Source organism: Cupriavidus sp. 01T418 (genome assembly GCF_056398885.1).
The window spans coordinates 51,571-66,522 of sequence record NZ_JBFTQG010000002.1; the positions used below are offsets into that span (position 1 = coordinate 51,571).

A 14,952-nucleotide genomic window follows, 5' to 3' on the forward strand; every position below is an offset into this window, starting at 1 on the left:
CAGACGAGCACCGACGCAACTTTCCGCCTGCATGCCATTGAGCGGTTCCGCCACCAAGGGATAGATTGGAGGCATGCCCAAACAGCAATCGAGGTGAACCATGCAGCGCCCCTATGTGGCTCTTCTGGCCTTCGGCACGCTCGCGCTCGCCGGCTCTCACGCGGCCCTGGCCCGTGTTGATGTTGATGTGAACGTGGGCGCCCCCCCGCCTGTGTATGTGGCTCCGGCACCCGCGCCGGTCTACGAACCACCGCCGGTGGTCTACGCTCCGGCGGCAGTGATCGGATGGCATAACGACCGCTATTGGGACGGCCACCGCTGGTGGGAGCGCGATGAGTGGAACGCGCACCATGCGCATGGCCCCTATGGCCATCGCGACGAGCATCACGACAACCACCACGACAACCGCCACGACAACCACGACAACCACGACAACCACGACGATCATCACGATCACCACGGATAAGCCGCAACGTGATGACACGTGATGACACGTGAGGACAAATGAACAAGGGCCGGAATCACCGGCCCTTGTTCATTTGTTCAATAGGAGCACACCGTCAGTCGCGCGCAAGCTGCCCGTCGGTGAGACGCCATGCCTTCAGCGGGTTGCCATCCTGCAGCGCTGGGGGAAGCAGCTCCGCCGGCACGTTCTGGTAGCACACCGGACGCAGGAAGCGCTCGATGGCCGAAGCGCCGACCGAGGTGGCGCGCGTGTCCGATGTGGCGGGGAAAGGGCCGCCGTGCACCATCGCATAGGACACTTCCACGCCGGTCGGATAGCCATTGAACAGCACGCGCCCCGCCTTGCGCTCAAGCACGGTCAGCAGGCTGCTGGCCTCGGCGCGGTCGCCCGCGTCCGCTTGCACGGTGGCGGTAAGCTGGCCCTCCAGCCGGCGCGCCACCGCCAGCATTTCCTCGTGGCTGCGACACACGACCAGCACCGAGGATGGGCCAAACACTTCGGCTTCCATGCGATGGTCCGCCAGGAAGCGTTCGGCCGTGGTTTCGAACAAGACGGGGCGGGCCTGGTTGGGCCCGCTTGCCGGCTTGCCGTTGCCGATGCGGCGCAGTCCTTCGATGTCGCCGAGCTGGGCCACGCCGTTGTCGTAGGCCTGGCTGATGCCGGGCGTCAGCATGGTGGCGGCGGCTTTGTCCGCCAGCGCGGTGGTCGCGCCTTGGCGGAACGCATCCAGCGCCGGGCTTTCCACCGCCAGCAGCAGGCCGGGGTTGGTGCAGAACTGGCCCACGCCCATCACCAGCGAATCCACCAGGTTGCGCGCGATCTCTGCGCCGCGGGCGGCCAGCGCCGCCGGCAGCAGGAACACCGGGTTGATGCTGCTCATCTCCGCATAGACCGGGATCGGCTGGGGCCGGCTGTTGGCCGTCTGCACCAGCGCCAGTCCGCCGCTGCGCGAGCCGGTGAAGCCCACCGCCTGGATCGAAGGGTGCGCCACCAGCGCCGTGCCGATGGCAACGCCGGCGCCCACCAGCAGCGAGAACACGCCCTCGGGCAGGCCGGCATCCGCCACGGCTTTCTGGATCACGCGGCCGACCAGTTCGGAGGTGCCGAGGTGGGCCGAGTGCGCCTTGACGACGACCGGGCAGCCGGCAGCCAGCGCGGACGCGGTATCGCCGCCCGCCACCGAGAACGCGAGCGGGAAGTTGCTCGCGCCGAATACCGCGACCGGTCCCACCGCGATCTTCTGCAAGCGCAGGTCGGGGCGCGGCGGCGTGCGCTCCGGCAGGGCGGAGTCGAGCGTAGCGGATTGCCAGCGGCCGTCGCGAAGCACGCTCGCGAACAGGCGCAACTGGCCGGCGGTGCGTGCGCGCTCGCCTTGCAGGCGCGCGATGGGCAGCGCGCTTTCGGCATGGGCGCGCTCGATCAGCGTGTCGCCCAGGGCTTCCAGGCCGCTGGCGATGGACTCCAGGAACTGCGCACGGGTTTCCGGCGAGGTGTTGCGGTACGTGTCGAACGCGGCTTCTGCCAGCGCGCAGGCGCGTTCTGCCTCGGCGGCGCCGCCGCCATGGAATTCCGGTGCGAGCGTTTCACCCGTGGCCGGGTTGGTGGCATGGAGGATCTTGGCAGTACCGCGCACTGCGCTGGCGCCGATCAGCATTTCTCCGGTGATGGTCATGAGCGTTTCCTGCTATTCAACTGCGATTCAAGAGGGAGCCCGCGCGGCAGCGCGAGCGGGAATGCCGGGTTGTGTGCCGCGGACGTTCGTTGTCTGGGCGTGCCAATGTGGCTCTGGGTGAACACGCAGGGCACGTCAGTAGTGATACGATCGCATCGTATTTTATTGTAAGACATCCTACAACATAAAACGCTTTGCGAGCAAGCGGGAAACCCCGATTTCGCCGGGGTCCTCCGGGCCGCCAGGCCTCAGCCCGCCTCCACCGCAGCGGAAGCCTTGCGCAGCCGTTCGCGGCTGTTGGTCAGGTGCATGCGCATGGCGGCCTTGGCGCCTTCGGGATCGCACCGCTCGATGGCGTCGTAGATGTTGTCGTGCTCGATATTGACGCGTTCGAGATACTGTTCGCGCTCCTGGGCGCTCACGTGCAGCCGGCTGCGGGGGATCACCATGGTGCCGAGGTGCCCCATGATGTCGGTGAAATAGCGATTGCCGGTGGCGCGCGCAATGAGCAGGTGGAACTCGAAGTCGGCGCTGACCGAATCCTCGCCGCCGGCCGCCGTGCGCTTGAGTTCGTCGAGCGCACGGCGCATTGCCGCCAGTTGCTCGTCGCTGCGCCGGGACGCTGCCAGGCTGGCTGCCTCGGCCTCCAGGCTGACGCGGAATTCCAGCATGGCCAGCACGTCCATGGCGGTGCCCATGGTGGCGGGATCGATGCGGAAGGGCGAACCGTTCTCCGCGCTGCGCGCCAGCACGAAGGTGCCGATGCCGTGGCGGGTCTCGACCAGGCCGCTGGCCTGCAGCCGCGACAGCGCTTCGCGCACCACGGTGCGGCTCACGCCGAGCGCGGCCATGATCTCGGATTCGGTAGGCAGCTTGTCGCCCGCCTTGAGCTGGCCTTGCTGGATGCGCTCGCTCAGGTTGCTCACCGCCTCTTCGGCAAGCGTGCGGCCGCGGCGCCGCAGCGGGGTGGTGGAGGCAAACATCGGGTTTGACATGGTGGGCTGGGGACTTGACCGGATCACAATAGTCTTATTATACTGCGTCATAAGTTATATGACGACAGATAACAGGTGTCTCGTGCCGCGAAACCACCCAGGCCCGGCCGGCACCGATGAACAAGTATCCGGCAGCAGCCGGCGCATCCACCCCGAGACAAACCGCAAGAGCTGCCGCCGCCAGGCCGTGCGCTGCTCTTTGCGCAGGAATTCGACATGACCCAGACGCTCGTCTCCGCCACCCCAGCCACGCCCGTCACCGGCACGCCCGTTGTCACCGAACTCACCGTGGTGCCGGTCGCAGGCCACGACAGCATGCTGATGAACCTGTCGGGTGCGCACGGTCCGTTCTTCACCCGCAACATCGTCATCCTGAAAGACAGCGCCGGAAATACCGGCGTAGGCGAAGTGCCGGGCGGCGAAGCCATCCGCCAGACGCTGGAAGACGCGCGCGAACTCATGCTGGGCCAGTCGATCGGCAACCACCAGGCCCTGCTGAATCGCGTACGCAGCGCCTTTGCCAGCCGCGACGCGGGCGGACGCGGCCTGCAGACCTTCGACCTGCGCATCACCATCCACGCCGTCACCGCGCTGGAAGCGGCACTGCTGGATCTGCTCGGCAAGCACCTCGGCGTGCCGGTAGCCGCGCTGTTGGGCGAGGGCCAGCAGCGCGATGCGGTGGAGATGCTGGGCTACCTGTTCTATATCGGCGAGCGCAACCGCACCACGCTCGGCTATCGCAGCGAGCCGGAGGCCGACAACGCGTGGTTCCGCCTGCGCAACGAAGCGGCGATGAACGCCGAGGGCGTGGTGCGCCTGGCCGAGGCTGCCTATGAGCGCTATGGCTTCAACGACTTCAAGCTCAAGGGCGGCGTGCTGCGCGGCGACGAAGAGATGGAAGCCATCCTGGCGCTAGCGGAGCGCTTCCCCAAGGCGCGCATCACGCTCGACCCCAACGGCGCGTGGTCGCTGGCCGAAGCCGTGCGCCTGTGCCGCGACAAGCATGGCGTGCTGGCCTATGCCGAAGATCCGTGCGGCGCCGAGGATGGCTATTCGGGCCGCGAAGTCATGGCCGAGTTCCGTACCGCCACCGGCCTGCCCACCGCCACCAATATGGTCGCGACCGACTGGCGCCAGATGGGCCACGCGGTGCGCCTGCAGTCGGTGGACATCCCGTTGGCCGATCCGCATTTCTGGACCATGCAGGGCTCGGTGCGGGTGGCGCAGATGTGCGCGGAATGGGGCCTGACCTGGGGCTCGCACTCCAACAACCATTTCGATATTTCGCTGGCCATGTTCACCCATGTGGCCGCTGCCGCGCCGGGCCGCGTCACCGCCATCGATACCCACTGGATCTGGCAGGACGGCGAGCGGCTGACCAAGGCGCCGCTGAAGATCGAGCACGGCAAGGTGGCCGTGCCGACGCAGCCGGGCCTGGGCGTCGAACTCGATATGGAACAGGTGGCGCTGGCGCACGAGCGCTACAAGAACATGGGGCTGGGCGCGCGCGACGACGCCGTTGCCATGCAATTCCTGATCCCCGGCTGGACCTTCAACAACAAGGCGCCGTGCATGGTCAGGTGAGTGCGCAGGCGGACCCGATCAGCGATCCGCGATCCGTGATCCGCGATCCGTATAAGAACACAAGAAAAACCACCCAGAAGCCAGGAGACAACCATGTTCAAGATCGAAGACCGTTCCCGCATGACCGGCATGCTTGCCGCGCCCGCACGGCGCACGCTGCGCGGGCTGACCGCCGCCATGGTCGCGACGGTGGCAGCGCTGGCCGCCGCCGGTGCCGTGGCCGCATCGCCGGCATGGCCCCAGAAGGCCGTCTCGGTGGTGGTGCCGTTCCCCGCCGGTGGCTCCACCGACACCATCGCGCGCATGCTGGCGGTGCCGCTCAATGAGAAACTGGGCCAGCCCTTCGTGGTGGACAACCGGCCGGGCGCCACCGGGGCCATCGGCGCGACCATGGTCAAGCGCGCGCCAGCGGATGGCTACACCTTGCTGGTGGCATCGATCGGCGTCTACGCCGTGAATCCCTTCCTGCAGAAGAACCTCGGCTATGATCCGGCCAAGGACTTCGACCTGCTGACGGTTGCCGTGCGCGCGCCCAATGTGCTCGTCACCAAGCCGGATTTCCCCGCGAAGAACGTGCAGGAACTGGTCGCATACATGAAGAAGAATCCGGGCAAGGTCGCATTCGCGAGTTCTGGCGCCGGCTCATCCGACCACCTGACGGCGGCGCTGTTCTGGCAGAAATCCGGTACCGACGGCCTCCATGTTCCCTACAAGGGCGGGGCGCCGGCCGTCTCCGACCTGCTCGCGGGCCAGGTGGACGTCTCGTTCCAGAACGTAAACGCCGTGCTCCAGCATATCCGCAGCGGCAAGCTGAAGGCGCTGGCGGTGACCGGCGACAAGCGCTCGTCGGTGCTGCCGAACGTGCCGACCATGGCCGAGAGCGGCGTGAAGGATGTGGACGTGTATTCGTGGCAAGCCGTCGCGGCGCCGCGTGGGCTGCCCAAGGACGTCAAGGCCAGGCTGCATGCCGCACTGGTCGGCGCGCTGGGCGAACCCCAGATGCGGCAGAAGCTGGCCGAGAGCGGCTTCGAGGTGGTCGCCAACACGCCCGAGCAGTTCGAGCAGTTCGAAAAACAGGAACTGCAGCGGTGGAAGGCCGTGATCGAGGCGGGCAAGATCAGCATCGATTAAGCGCGAATCAAGCGCGCGGCATTGGCGCAAGCATTGCTCTTTGCCCCGCCTGAGTGCGGGGCGTTTTTCATTGTGCGAGCGTGTGCGAGCGGATTTGGGCGGGGGCAGGCGCGACCTGATAGGCTTGGCCTACACGCGCCCCGCGCGGCCGAACCGCTGACGCCTGCCATGATCCGCCTCTGCAAATCGCCCCTTTGTCTGCTGATAGAAACAAAGTCCCGATGGCTGATTCCGCGCGGGTTCGACGGCTTCGCGCCGGGGCCGCTGATCCTGGTGCGGCCCGGCGTGAGCCAGGCGCTGATTGAACATGAGAAGGTGCACGTGCGGCAATTCTGGCGCTCAGGCGGCCTGATGGGCGTGTTCTACCTGCTCAGCCCGCGCTGGCGCCTGCGTTTCGAGCTGGAGGCCTATCGCGAGCAGCTCAGGCATTGCGAGCCGGGCGCCGCCCATCATTTCGCGCGCATGCTGGCGCGGCATTATCGGCTGGATATTTCGCAGGAGCAGGCGTATCGCTTGCTGACGGCGCCGGGCAAGCCGGAGTGACCGTCTGTTCGAATCAGCGTTTCCAGACGATCGGTGCGGTGGCCGAGCAGGCGGCCACCTTGCCGTACCAGCCCCGGCTGGTGGTAAGGCTGATGCTCTGTTCGTTCACCGGCTCGATCGGCCGTTGCCGGCGCTCGGCCAGGCTGTTGGCCACGCTGACAAGCGCCGCCTTGCACTCCGCCGCCGCCGCGCTGGATCGCACGGTGAAGCGCGCATAGCGATAGTTGACCATGAGGGTGAAGCCGTCCGCCGTGTACGAACTGGTGTACTCGGTGTCGATGTCATACGTGGACATTTGCGGGCCGGCATGGGGAGCGGGCGTGGTGCAAGCCGCTGATGCCAGGCAGGCCACTGCCGCCAACACCTTCATGGTCTTCAATTGCGATCTCCAATGATTCCTTCCGGGGAAGCGTGGCGCATCTTGGCTCGTGTACGGTGGGGGTGGCGGTGGTTGGCGGGTGGTTGGGGTACGTAACCCGTGGACCCTTTTGCAGAAATGGAATCTGGCGGAAGCGGTGAGATTCGAACTCACGGATGGGTCACCCCATCGGCAGTTTTCAAGACTGCTGCCTTAAACCACTCGGCCACGCTTCCGGGAAGGAAGTGCAGGCATTGTAGCGCGAACAGGGGAGGCCCCCGCTCGTGCGGCATGCTGCATTGACGCCGGCGCAACGGCCAGCGCCGCGCATTATAGCAAGGGCGGGGGCGCTTGGTTGCGCGATGTTGCCTTGTCGGTGTTTGCCGGACATGGCGGAACCTTCTTTCCGGCTTCGCGCTCCTATCATGCGTGAGGGGGCATGCCGGTGCGGCGCCTCCCTCTGTTCCAATCATGTTTAGGTAATAAGGAGAATATCGGATGAAGGGCAAGACTCTGTTGGGCGTGGCGGCCGCCGCCGCAGTGGTTGGCATGGCGGGTTGCGCGGCGCCGGGCGGTTATGGCGGTGGTTATGGCGGCGGCTATGGCGCGCCACCGCAAGCTGCGTACCAGGCTGCGCCCCCGCCGCCGGGCACGAATACCTACCAGGCGCCGGCGGGTTCGGTGTTCCATGGCCGGGTCGAGTCGATCGAACCGCTGACGACCACCAGGAACAGCTCGGGCGTGCTGGGCACCGTCATCGGCGGCGTGGCCGGCGGCTTGCTGGGCCACCAGATTGGCGGGGGTACCGGCAATACCATCGCGACCATCGGCGGCGCGGTTGCGGGTGGCGTGGCGGGCAACCAGATCGAGAAGCGCGCGGGCAGCAGCACCGAAACCGCCTACCGCGTCAATGTGCGCCTGGACGATGGCCGCCTGGCCACGGTCACGCAGCGCGATGTCAGCAACTTGCGCATCGGTTCCCGGGCGCAGGTCGCCAACGATATGGCGATGCCTTACTGAAAGAAAGGAACGCTGGTATCGTGACAGGAAAACGGCCACCCGAGGGGTGGCCGTTTTCCTGTTCGCCGCAAGGCGCCGGATGGCGTCACCCCTTGAGAAACATCTCCTGCAGATCGTTCAGGAAACGCCGGCCGAGTTCGGTAGGCTTGATGGTAGCCAGATCCGCTTCGAGCAGGCCTTTATTCTCGGCCGCCGCCAGTTCCCGGCTGATGGTGTGCAGCGGCAGCCCGGTGTGGTCGAAGAACGTGGTGGCCGGCACGCCGTCGGTGAGGCGCAGCGCGTTCAGCATGAACTCGAAGGGCAGGTCGGCGGCGCTGACGTCGTGCTGCTCCTGCACCGCGTTACCGGCCATGGCCTGCGCCATATACGTGGCCGGATGCTTGTGGCGCATCTGGCGCAGTACCCGGTGCGGGAAGGAGAGCTTGCCGTGCGCGCCGGCCCCGATCCCCAGGTAGTCGCCGAAGCGCCAGTAGTTCAGGTTGTGGCGCGCCTCGCGATGCGGCCTGGCGTAGGCCGAGGTTTCATAGTGCCGGTAGCCCGCCTGGGTCGTGCGTGCTTCGATCAGGTCCTGCATTTCGTAGGCGCTGTCGTCGTCGGGCAGGGCGGGCGGGAATTTGGCGAACAGCGTATTCGGTTCCAGCGTCAGGTGGTAGAGCGACAGGTGCGTGGTGTTGAACGACAGCGCCGTCTCCAGGTCCTGCGCGCATTCCGCCAGGGTCTGGCCCGGCAGCGCATACATCAGGTCGAGATTGACGTTGTCGAAATTGTCCAGCGCGATGCCGATCGCTGCGCGCGCCTCGGCGCCGCCGTGGATGCGGCCGAGCGCGGCGAGATGGCGGTCGTTGAAGCTCTGGATGCCGATCGACAGGCGGTTGATGCCGCTGGCCCGGTAGCTGGCAAAGCGCTCCGCCTCGAAGGTGCCGGGGTTGGCCTCCATGGTGATCTCGGCGTCGGCGTCCAGCGGCAAGAGCGCGCGAATATCCGAGAGCAGCCGGTCCATGCCGGCGGCCGACAACAGGCTGGGCGTGCCGCCGCCGATGAAGACCGTGTGCACGGGACGGCCCCATACCAGCGGCAGCGATTGCTCCAGGTCGGCGCGCAGCGCATCCAGGTACGCGTCTTCGGGGATGTCGTGGCTGTCCGCCGCGCCGGGCACGGCGTGCGAGTTGAAATCGCAGTACGGGCACTTGCGCACGCACCAGGGCACATGCACATAGAGTGAAAGCGGCGGCGAGGCGGGCAGCGAGAGCTGGCCCGGCTGCAGCCACAGCGACCTGGTGTCGGCGGGGGCGCTGGCGCCGGCCGATGCCACGGGAACGATGGGGATCATGAGCAGGCCGACGTGATGCCGTTCGCCCGCAGGCGTTCAGTCAGGGCCTTGAGTGCAAGCGCGCGGTGGCTGATCGCGTTCTTTTCCTCGGGGCGCAGTTCGGCCGCGGTCTTGCCCAGCTGCGGCAGCATGAAATGCGGATCGTAGCCAAAGCCGGCGTTGCCGCGCGGCGCGTCGACCACTTCGCCCGGCCATACGCCTTCGGCGATGAGCGGAAACGGGTCGTCGGCATGGCGCACCAGCACCAGCACGCAGTAGTAGCTGGCGCGGCGGTTAAGCTTGCCGGCCAGCTGCGAGATCAGGTGCGCATTGTTGGCGGCGTCGGATTTCGGCTTGCCCACCAGTTGCGCGTAACGCGCCGAGTAGACGCCCGGCGCGCCGTCCAGGGCATCCACGCAGATGCCGGAATCGTCGGCCAGCGCGGGCAGGCCCGCCAGGCGGCTGGCGTGGCGCGCCTTGGTGAGGGCGTTTTCGACGAAAGTGGCGAAGGGCTCCTCGACCTCGCCGATGCCGAGTTGTCCTTGTGGTATCACCTCGAAGCCGAGCGGCGCCAGCAAGGCGCCAAACTCGCCGAGCTTGCCGGGGTTGTTGGAGGCGAGGACCAGGCGTTGCATGGCGTTCACCCTATCAGGCCAGGCCGAGCGCGCGGCGCTGGTGCGCCACCAGTTCGGCGATGCCCTGCTCGGCAATGCGGGTCATCGCTTCGAGTTCGGTACGGCTGAACGGCACGCCTTCGGCGGTGCCTTGCACTTCGACGAAGCCGCCGCTGCCGGTCATCACCACGTTCATGTCCGTGTCGCAGTTGCTGTCCTCGGCATAGTCCAGGTCGAGCACGGCCACGCCATCCACCATGCCAACGGACACGGCGGCGACGAAATCGCGGATCGGGCTGGCCTGGATCTGGCCATCGCGCAGCATGGCGGAAACGGCGTCATGGGCAGCCACGAAGGCGCCGGTGATGGCGGCGGTACGGGTGCCGCCGTCGGCCTGCAGCACGTCGCAGTCCAGGTGGATGGTGTATTCGCCCAGCGCGGACAAGTCGAATACCGAGCGCATGGCGCGGCCGATCAGGCGCTGGATCTCCTGGGTCCGGCCAGTCTGCTTGCCGCGGGCGGCTTCACGGTCGGAGCGCGTGTGGGTGGCGCGCGGCAGCATGCCGTACTCGGCGGTGACCCAGCCTTCGCCACTGCCCTTCTTGTGCGGCGGCACCTTGGCCAGCACGCTGGCGGTGCACAGCACCTTGGTATCGCCAAAGGCACTCAGGACAGCGCCTTCGGCATGGCGGGTGTAGTGTCGGGTCAGGGTGATAGGGCGCAGCGCATCGGCTGCGCGTCCGCTCGGTCGCATGTGTGGGTTTTCTCGGAATCGGTTCAGGACACGGATTTTAACGCCGCGGGGCAGCGCGTGCCCATTCGGCGTCGATTCGGCCCGCGGCGGACCGTGAAATCCCGCGCCATTGCGGCGCGGGCGGTACTTCTTTCCGGTATCGGCCGCAGATTGCGCAGGCCGCCCGGCATGCTTAACGCATGAAGTTGCTGGTTTTGTCGATCGCCGCGCGGATCTCTGCGATGGAGCGTTCGATTTCTTCTTCCGACAGCAGGTCGGTATCGCCGCCATTGTTCTCGAGGATGGAGGTGGTGAAGGTGTTGAGCGGCAGGGTCTCGGTGGCGACGGAGTCTTCGCTGGCAAGGTCCGCGTCGAGTTCCCACATCATGGCGATCGAGGTGGTGTTGTCGGCCCCTTCGCCCGCATTGTGCAGCGCCTGCTCGATCAGGTCGGGAATCGCGTGCACCACCGACAGGCTGGTCACCTTGTCGACCAGCAGCTGCTCCTCGATGCTCCCCCACAGGCCGTCCGAGCATAGCAGCGCGACATCGCCCGGTTCCAGCCGCAGCGGACCGCCGATATCGATCAGCGGCAGGTTGGGTGAGCCCAGGCAGTTGTAGAGCTTGTTGCGCTCGGGGTGATTCGCCACCTGCATCGGCAGCACGCGTTCCTGCTGCAGCAGGTTCTCGATCTTGGAGTGGTCGCGCGTGCGGGTCAGCAGGTTGCCCTTGCGCACCAGGTACAGCCGCGAGTCGCCGGCGTGCGCCCAGTGGATCTGGCCGTTCTGGACCAGGCAGCAGACCACGGTGGTGCGGGGGGTATCCTCCAGCCGGTTGGCCTCGGCATAGCGATGGATCTCCCGGTGGGCCAGCATGATGGTGTCCTGCAGGAAATCGGCAGGGTTGCGGATCGAGGGCCGGGCCTGCGCCTGGAACTGGCGGGCCAGCGTCTGCAAGGCCTGCTGCGCGGCGACTTCGCCTAGCGCGTGCCCGCCCAGGCCATCGGCTAGCACCATCAGCAGGGCATCCCGCGTGAAGCAATAGCCCATGCGGTCCTGGTTGATGCGGCGGCCGCCTTTTCTGCTTTCCTGGTAGACGGAGAATCGCATGGTGGCTGTACGGAAATCAGTTCTTGGGAGACGGCGGCGCCACATCCGTGCCTGACAGGCACAGTGAGCAGCGGCGTTGCGGATCGGCGCTTTGCATGATAGCTGGTAATGGCGGCGCAGGACGGGGGTATGCACAAGGCGCGGGTAAGCGCCATCAGTGCATTATTCGCTGCTTGTGCCGATCTCCTTGGCATGGATGTCCGCGGGTTCCTCGCGCTTGCGCAGCAGCGTGAGGAACCGGCTGGCAAGCGGGCGCTCGGCGGCAGTGGCGGCGGCAGGCGCTGCCGCCTGTTCGCCCAGCGCATTGGTTTGTTCGCGCAGCTCCTTCTGTAGCCGGAACACGCTCTGGGGCCGTTCGGAAGGCGTCAGGCGCAGGCACCATTCGACCAGGTCCACCAGGCCGTGGGTGTAGCTGCTGCGCAGCCGCTCGATCGGATCCGCCATGCGATCCTCTTTTTCGCGCTGGTTCGCTTCCTGCGGCGGCATGCCCGCCATGCAGGCGTAGAGCGTGGCCCCGAGGCTGTAGATGTCGGTCCACGGCCCCAGTTCGGAGTGCTTGCCGTAAAGTTCGGGCGCGGCGAAGCCCGGCGTGTACATGGGCTGGAAGCGCGCCGCCTCCATGGTCAGGATCTGGCGCGCGGCACCGAAATCCAGCAGGATGGGCGACTCGTCCTCGCGCAGGTAGATGTTGCCGGGCTTGATGTCGAGGTGCAGCAGCTTGTGGATATGCACTTCGCGCAGGCCGCTCATGAGCTCGTGGAAGACCTTGCGGATGAAGTGTTCGCGCAACACCTTGGCGCGGCCTTGCTGGCGTGCGTGCAGGATATGTTCCTGCAGCGTCTTGCCCAGCTCGTAGTTCATCACCATGTAGACGGTGCAGTTCTCGCGGAAGAAATTCACCACGCGCACCACGCTGGGATGGGAAATCTTGGCCAGCGAGYGGCCTTCCTCGAAGAAATACTTGAGCCCCAGGCGGAACGAAGCCGCGCTTTCTTCCGGCACCACGGGGATCAGCTCGCCGGGTTTGCGGCGAGCCAGGGACGACGGGAGGTACTCCTTGATCGCGACGGGGGAGCCGGCCTGGTCGGTGGCCAGGTAGACGAAACTGAACCCCCCGCTGGCCAACTTCTTTACAATACGGTAGTTGGACAGCAGCGTGCCGATGGGCAGCGGTGCGCTCTTTGGAGGTGATGCGCCCTTGGACTCTGTCATAGGATTCGGGACCGTGATTGCCTCCGGATTGTCCTGACTAATCGATGACTTGTAAAGAACACAATAGCGGCCATTTCTGGCTCTGTTTTCGGCGTTCAACCGGCGTGGTTGCGGGGCTGCCAGCTCCCCGGGCCGTGTGGACGCATGCGGCCGGATGGCCATTTCGCGAGACTAATCAATGATCCACAGCATGACCGGCTACGGCCTGGCGACCCGCCAGGCGCCGCTGACCGACGCGCATGGCGTGCCCACTGGCCGGACGGCGTCCGTTTCGGTGGAATTCCGCACTGTCAACTCGCGCTTCCTCGACCTGTTTTTCCGTGCACCCGAAGAGTGTCGCGCCTTCGAGCCGGCCCTGCGGGAAATGCTCATGGCGCAGCTGTCGCGCGGCAAGCTGGAGTGCCGCATCAACCTGCAGCGTGCCGATGCCGGCGCCGGCGGCACCACGCTGGCGCTCAACGATGCCCTGCTGGCGCAGATCCGCTCCATCGAGGCTACGGTGGCGGGCACCTTTACCGAGGCGGGCTCGCTGCGCATGGGCGAGATCCTGCGCTGGCCGGGCGTGCTGGTCGAGCCCGAACTGTCGCAGGACGCGCTGCGCGAAGCCGTGACGGGCGCGGCCAAGGAAGCGCTGGCCCAGTTGATCGAGGCGCGCCGCCGTGAAGGCGAGGCGCTCAAGGCCACGCTGGACGACCGCATCGAGGCCATGCTGGCCATCGTCGCGCGCCTGACGCCCACCATTCCGCAACTGATCGCCCACCACCAGGAAAAGCTGACCGACCGCCTGCAGGAGGCCTTCAACCTGGTGGCGCCGAACGGCATGCCATCGATGAGCCGCGACGAGATCGGCGAGCGCATCCGCCAGGAAGCCACGGTCTACGGCATCCGCATCGACATCGCCGAGGAACTGTCGCGCCTGCAGGCGCACCTGAACGAAACCAGCCATATCCTCAGGAAGGGCGGCCAGGTCGGCAAGCGGCTCGATTTCATGATGCAGGAGCTCAACCGCGAAGCCAATACGCTGGGCTCCAAGTCTGCGGCCAAGGAACTGGCCGATGCCGCCATGGAGCTCAAACTGCTGATCGAGCAGATGCGAGAACAGATTCAGAACCTAGAATAATCATCATGCCTGAAACGTCGTCCCACGTCGCCATCGACACCGCCTATCCTGGCAACCTGTTCATGGTGGTGGCGCCTTCCGGCGCCGGCAAGTCCACGCTGGTCAACGCGCTGCTGGCGCAGGACCCGGCCATCCGCCTGTCCATCTCGCACACCACGCGCGCGCCGCGCCCCGGCGAGCAGGATGGCCGCGAATACCACTTCACCACCATGGATTCCTTCCGTGCCGCACGCGATCGCGGCGAGTTCCTGGAGTGGGCGGAGGTCCATGGCAACTACTACGCCACCTCGCGCATCTGGATCGAGGAGCAGATGGCCCAGGGCAACGATGTGCTGCTGGAAATCGACTGGCAGGGCGCGCAGCAGGTGCACCGGCGCTTTTCCAACGCCATGGAGATCTTCATCCTGCCGCCGTCGCTGCAGGCGCTGGAAGATCGCCTGAAAAAGCGCGGCCAGGACGAGCCCAATGTGATCACGCGCCGCCTGCTGGCGGCCGGCAGCGAAATGGCCCACGCTTCCGAGTCGGACTACGTGATCATCAACGAGGTTTTCGAGCAGGCGCTCGAACAGCTGCGCAGCGTGATACGTGCTACCCGTCTGCGTTTTTCGTCGCAAAAAGCGCGTCACGCCGATCTCTTCATCGAGCTCGGTATTCACTGATCCGGAGCGCGGCGGGAACGTTTCTAGCCGCGTGCTGTAAAATGGCCGGTATCGCATGAGGTTTTGTCCCAAGGTGGATTTGATATGGCGCGTATTACCGTCGAAGATTGTTTGAAACACATCCCGAATCGTTTCGAGCTCGCGCTCGCGGCGACCTATCGGGCCCGTCAGCTGGTGCAGGGTCATACCCCCAAGGTCGAGGCCAAGGACAAGCCCACCGTGGTGGCGCTGCGCGAGATCGCGTCGGGCCAGATCGGCATCGAGATGCTCAAGAAGGTACCAACCTGATTTTCGGGCGGCGGTGGCCAGTCCTCGCAACGCGTACCTTTGCATTGAGACTCTGCTGACGTACCGGTTCGCGTACTTGCTTAACCAGCCAGATTTCGGAAAGCCGCCCACATGTCTTCCTCCCAGCCTTCCTCTCCTGT

At 66.0% G+C, this 14,952-nt stretch carries 16 protein-coding genes and 1 tRNA gene; 8 read left to right on the forward strand and 9 right to left on the reverse strand.

Annotated features, from left to right (window positions below):
- The first annotated feature begins 100 nt into the window (after nucleotides 1–100).
- Nucleotides 101–466 carry a hypothetical protein gene (locus AC1DQ3_RS02230; protein WP_477118550.1) on the forward strand — a complete coding sequence of 122 codons (366 nt, stop codon included), beginning with the start codon at nucleotides 101–103 and terminating at the stop codon, nucleotides 464–466.
- A gap of 94 nt (nucleotides 467–560) precedes the next feature.
- Here AC1DQ3_RS02230 and AC1DQ3_RS02235 read toward each other — a convergent pair whose 3' ends face one another.
- Together AC1DQ3_RS02235 and AC1DQ3_RS02240 are read right to left on the reverse strand one after the other, a co-directional pair.
- The gene (locus AC1DQ3_RS02235) at nucleotides 561–2,138 is read right to left on the reverse strand and encodes an aldehyde dehydrogenase (NADP(+)) (protein WP_477118551.1); all 1,578 of its coding nucleotides are present in this window, start codon (nucleotides 2,136–2,138) and stop codon (nucleotides 561–563) included.
- Nucleotides 2,139–2,386: 248 nt separating this feature from the next.
- Nucleotides 2,387–3,133, reverse strand: a complete 747-nt coding sequence (locus AC1DQ3_RS02240; protein WP_477118552.1) for a FadR/GntR family transcriptional regulator — start codon at nucleotides 3,131–3,133, stop codon at nucleotides 2,387–2,389.
- Between the two features lie 216 nt (nucleotides 3,134–3,349).
- Here AC1DQ3_RS02240 and gudD point away from each other — a divergent pair, with 216 nt between their 5' ends.
- From gudD to AC1DQ3_RS02255, 3 genes are all read left to right on the forward strand, one after another.
- Nucleotides 3,350–4,717 (forward strand): glucarate dehydratase, encoded by a 1,368-nt coding sequence (gene gudD / locus AC1DQ3_RS02245; protein WP_477118553.1) that lies wholly within the window; start codon nucleotides 3,350–3,352, stop codon nucleotides 4,715–4,717.
- Nucleotides 4,718–4,894: 177 nt separating this feature from the next.
- Nucleotides 4,895–5,848 (forward strand): Bug family tripartite tricarboxylate transporter substrate binding protein, encoded by a 954-nt coding sequence (locus tag AC1DQ3_RS02250; protein WP_477118904.1) that lies wholly within the window; start codon nucleotides 4,895–4,897, stop codon nucleotides 5,846–5,848.
- Between the two features lie 168 nt (nucleotides 5,849–6,016).
- Entirely contained in the window at nucleotides 6,017–6,391 is a 375-nt protein-coding gene (locus tag AC1DQ3_RS02255; RefSeq protein WP_477118554.1) for a hypothetical protein, read from the forward strand.
- A 13-nt stretch (nucleotides 6,392–6,404) separates the two neighbouring features.
- On the opposite strand, the gene AC1DQ3_RS02260 is transcribed toward AC1DQ3_RS02255, so the two are convergent.
- Both AC1DQ3_RS02260 and AC1DQ3_RS02265 read right to left on the reverse strand, forming a co-directional pair.
- Nucleotides 6,405–6,761 carry a hypothetical protein gene (locus tag AC1DQ3_RS02260; RefSeq protein WP_477118905.1) on the reverse strand — a complete coding sequence of 119 codons (357 nt, stop codon included), beginning with the start codon at nucleotides 6,759–6,761 and terminating at the stop codon, nucleotides 6,405–6,407.
- Between the two features lie 134 nt (nucleotides 6,762–6,895).
- Nucleotides 6,896–6,985 (reverse strand) — tRNA-Ser (locus AC1DQ3_RS02265).
- Nucleotides 6,986–7,247: 262 nt separating this feature from the next.
- Between AC1DQ3_RS02265 and AC1DQ3_RS02270 the strand changes: the two genes are divergently transcribed.
- Nucleotides 7,248–7,769 carry an outer membrane lipoprotein gene (locus AC1DQ3_RS02270; RefSeq protein ID WP_477118555.1) on the forward strand — a complete coding sequence of 174 codons (522 nt, stop codon included), beginning with the start codon at nucleotides 7,248–7,250 and terminating at the stop codon, nucleotides 7,767–7,769.
- A gap of 85 nt (nucleotides 7,770–7,854) precedes the next feature.
- Here AC1DQ3_RS02270 and hemW read toward each other — a convergent pair whose 3' ends face one another.
- The 5 genes from hemW to AC1DQ3_RS02295 form a co-directional block, all read right to left on the reverse strand.
- Complete coding sequence (gene hemW / locus AC1DQ3_RS02275; RefSeq protein WP_477118556.1) at nucleotides 7,855–9,099, reverse strand: radical SAM family heme chaperone HemW; 1,245 nt, start codon at nucleotides 9,097–9,099, stop codon at nucleotides 7,855–7,857.
- Nucleotides 9,096–9,713, reverse strand: coding sequence for an RdgB/HAM1 family non-canonical purine NTP pyrophosphatase (gene rdgB / locus AC1DQ3_RS02280; protein ID WP_477118557.1), 618 nt, complete (start codon nucleotides 9,711–9,713; stop codon nucleotides 9,096–9,098). The genes hemW and rdgB overlap by 4 nt, the downstream gene beginning before the upstream one ends.
- Before the next feature lie 13 nt (nucleotides 9,714–9,726).
- Complete coding sequence (gene rph / locus AC1DQ3_RS02285) at nucleotides 9,727–10,446, reverse strand: ribonuclease PH (protein ID WP_477118558.1); 720 nt, start codon at nucleotides 10,444–10,446, stop codon at nucleotides 9,727–9,729.
- Between the two features lie 172 nt (nucleotides 10,447–10,618).
- Nucleotides 10,619–11,533, reverse strand: coding sequence for a PP2C family protein-serine/threonine phosphatase (locus tag AC1DQ3_RS02290; RefSeq protein WP_477118559.1), 915 nt, complete (start codon nucleotides 11,531–11,533; stop codon nucleotides 10,619–10,621).
- A 162-nt stretch (nucleotides 11,534–11,695) separates the two neighbouring features.
- Nucleotides 11,696–12,745, reverse strand: a complete 1,050-nt coding sequence (locus tag AC1DQ3_RS02295; protein ID WP_477118560.1) for a serine/threonine protein kinase — start codon at nucleotides 12,743–12,745, stop codon at nucleotides 11,696–11,698.
- Between the two features lie 178 nt (nucleotides 12,746–12,923).
- Here AC1DQ3_RS02295 and AC1DQ3_RS02300 point away from each other — a divergent pair, with 178 nt between their 5' ends.
- The 3 genes from AC1DQ3_RS02300 (at nucleotide 12,924) to rpoZ (ending at nucleotide 14,812) form a co-directional block, all read left to right on the forward strand.
- Nucleotides 12,924–13,865 (forward strand): YicC/YloC family endoribonuclease, encoded by a 942-nt coding sequence (locus tag AC1DQ3_RS02300; protein ID WP_477118561.1) that lies wholly within the window; start codon nucleotides 12,924–12,926, stop codon nucleotides 13,863–13,865.
- A gap of 5 nt (nucleotides 13,866–13,870) precedes the next feature.
- Nucleotides 13,871–14,524, forward strand: coding sequence for a guanylate kinase (gene gmk / locus AC1DQ3_RS02305; RefSeq protein WP_477118562.1), 654 nt, complete (start codon nucleotides 13,871–13,873; stop codon nucleotides 14,522–14,524).
- Between the two features lie 84 nt (nucleotides 14,525–14,608).
- On the forward strand, nucleotides 14,609–14,812 hold the full coding sequence (gene rpoZ, locus AC1DQ3_RS02310) for a DNA-directed RNA polymerase subunit omega (RefSeq protein ID WP_006162413.1): 204 nt from the start codon (nucleotides 14,609–14,611) through the stop codon (nucleotides 14,810–14,812).
- Nucleotides 14,813–14,952: the final 140 nt, after the last annotated feature.

What these genes read in the sequence shown, in the direction of transcription:
- AC1DQ3_RS02230 (WP_477118550.1), top strand. Translation starts at nt 101, where the DNA reads ATGCAGCGCCCCTATGTGGCTCTTCTGGCCTTCGGCACGCTCGCGCTC.
- AC1DQ3_RS02235 (WP_477118551.1), bottom strand. Translation starts at nt 2,138, where the DNA reads ATGACCATCACCGGAGAAATGCTGATCGGCGCCAGCGCAGTGCGCGGT.
- AC1DQ3_RS02240 (WP_477118552.1), bottom strand. Translation starts at nt 3,133, where the DNA reads ATGTCAAACCCGATGTTTGCCTCCACCACCCCGCTGCGGCGCCGCGGC.
- gudD (WP_477118553.1), top strand. Translation starts at nt 3,350, where the DNA reads ATGACCCAGACGCTCGTCTCCGCCACCCCAGCCACGCCCGTCACCGGC.
- AC1DQ3_RS02250 (WP_477118904.1), top strand. Translation starts at nt 4,895, where the DNA reads ATGGTCGCGACGGTGGCAGCGCTGGCCGCCGCCGGTGCCGTGGCCGCA.
- AC1DQ3_RS02255 (WP_477118554.1), top strand. Translation starts at nt 6,017, where the DNA reads ATGATCCGCCTCTGCAAATCGCCCCTTTGTCTGCTGATAGAAACAAAG.
- AC1DQ3_RS02260 (WP_477118905.1), bottom strand. Translation starts at nt 6,761, where the DNA reads ATGAAGGTGTTGGCGGCAGTGGCCTGCCTGGCATCAGCGGCTTGCACC.
- AC1DQ3_RS02270 (WP_477118555.1), top strand. Translation starts at nt 7,248, where the DNA reads ATGAAGGGCAAGACTCTGTTGGGCGTGGCGGCCGCCGCCGCAGTGGTT.
- hemW (WP_477118556.1), bottom strand. Translation starts at nt 9,099, where the DNA reads ATGATCCCCATCGTTCCCGTGGCATCGGCCGGCGCCAGCGCCCCCGCC.
- rdgB (WP_477118557.1), bottom strand. Translation starts at nt 9,713, where the DNA reads ATGCAACGCCTGGTCCTCGCCTCCAACAACCCCGGCAAGCTCGGCGAG.
- rph (WP_477118558.1), bottom strand. Translation starts at nt 10,446, where the DNA reads ATGCGACCGAGCGGACGCGCAGCCGATGCGCTGCGCCCTATCACCCTG.
- AC1DQ3_RS02290 (WP_477118559.1), bottom strand. Translation starts at nt 11,533, where the DNA reads ATGCGATTCTCCGTCTACCAGGAAAGCAGAAAAGGCGGCCGCCGCATC.
- AC1DQ3_RS02300 (WP_477118561.1), top strand. Translation starts at nt 12,924, where the DNA reads ATGATCCACAGCATGACCGGCTACGGCCTGGCGACCCGCCAGGCGCCG.
- gmk (WP_477118562.1), top strand. Translation starts at nt 13,871, where the DNA reads ATGCCTGAAACGTCGTCCCACGTCGCCATCGACACCGCCTATCCTGGC.
- rpoZ (WP_006162413.1), top strand. Translation starts at nt 14,609, where the DNA reads ATGGCGCGTATTACCGTCGAAGATTGTTTGAAACACATCCCGAATCGT.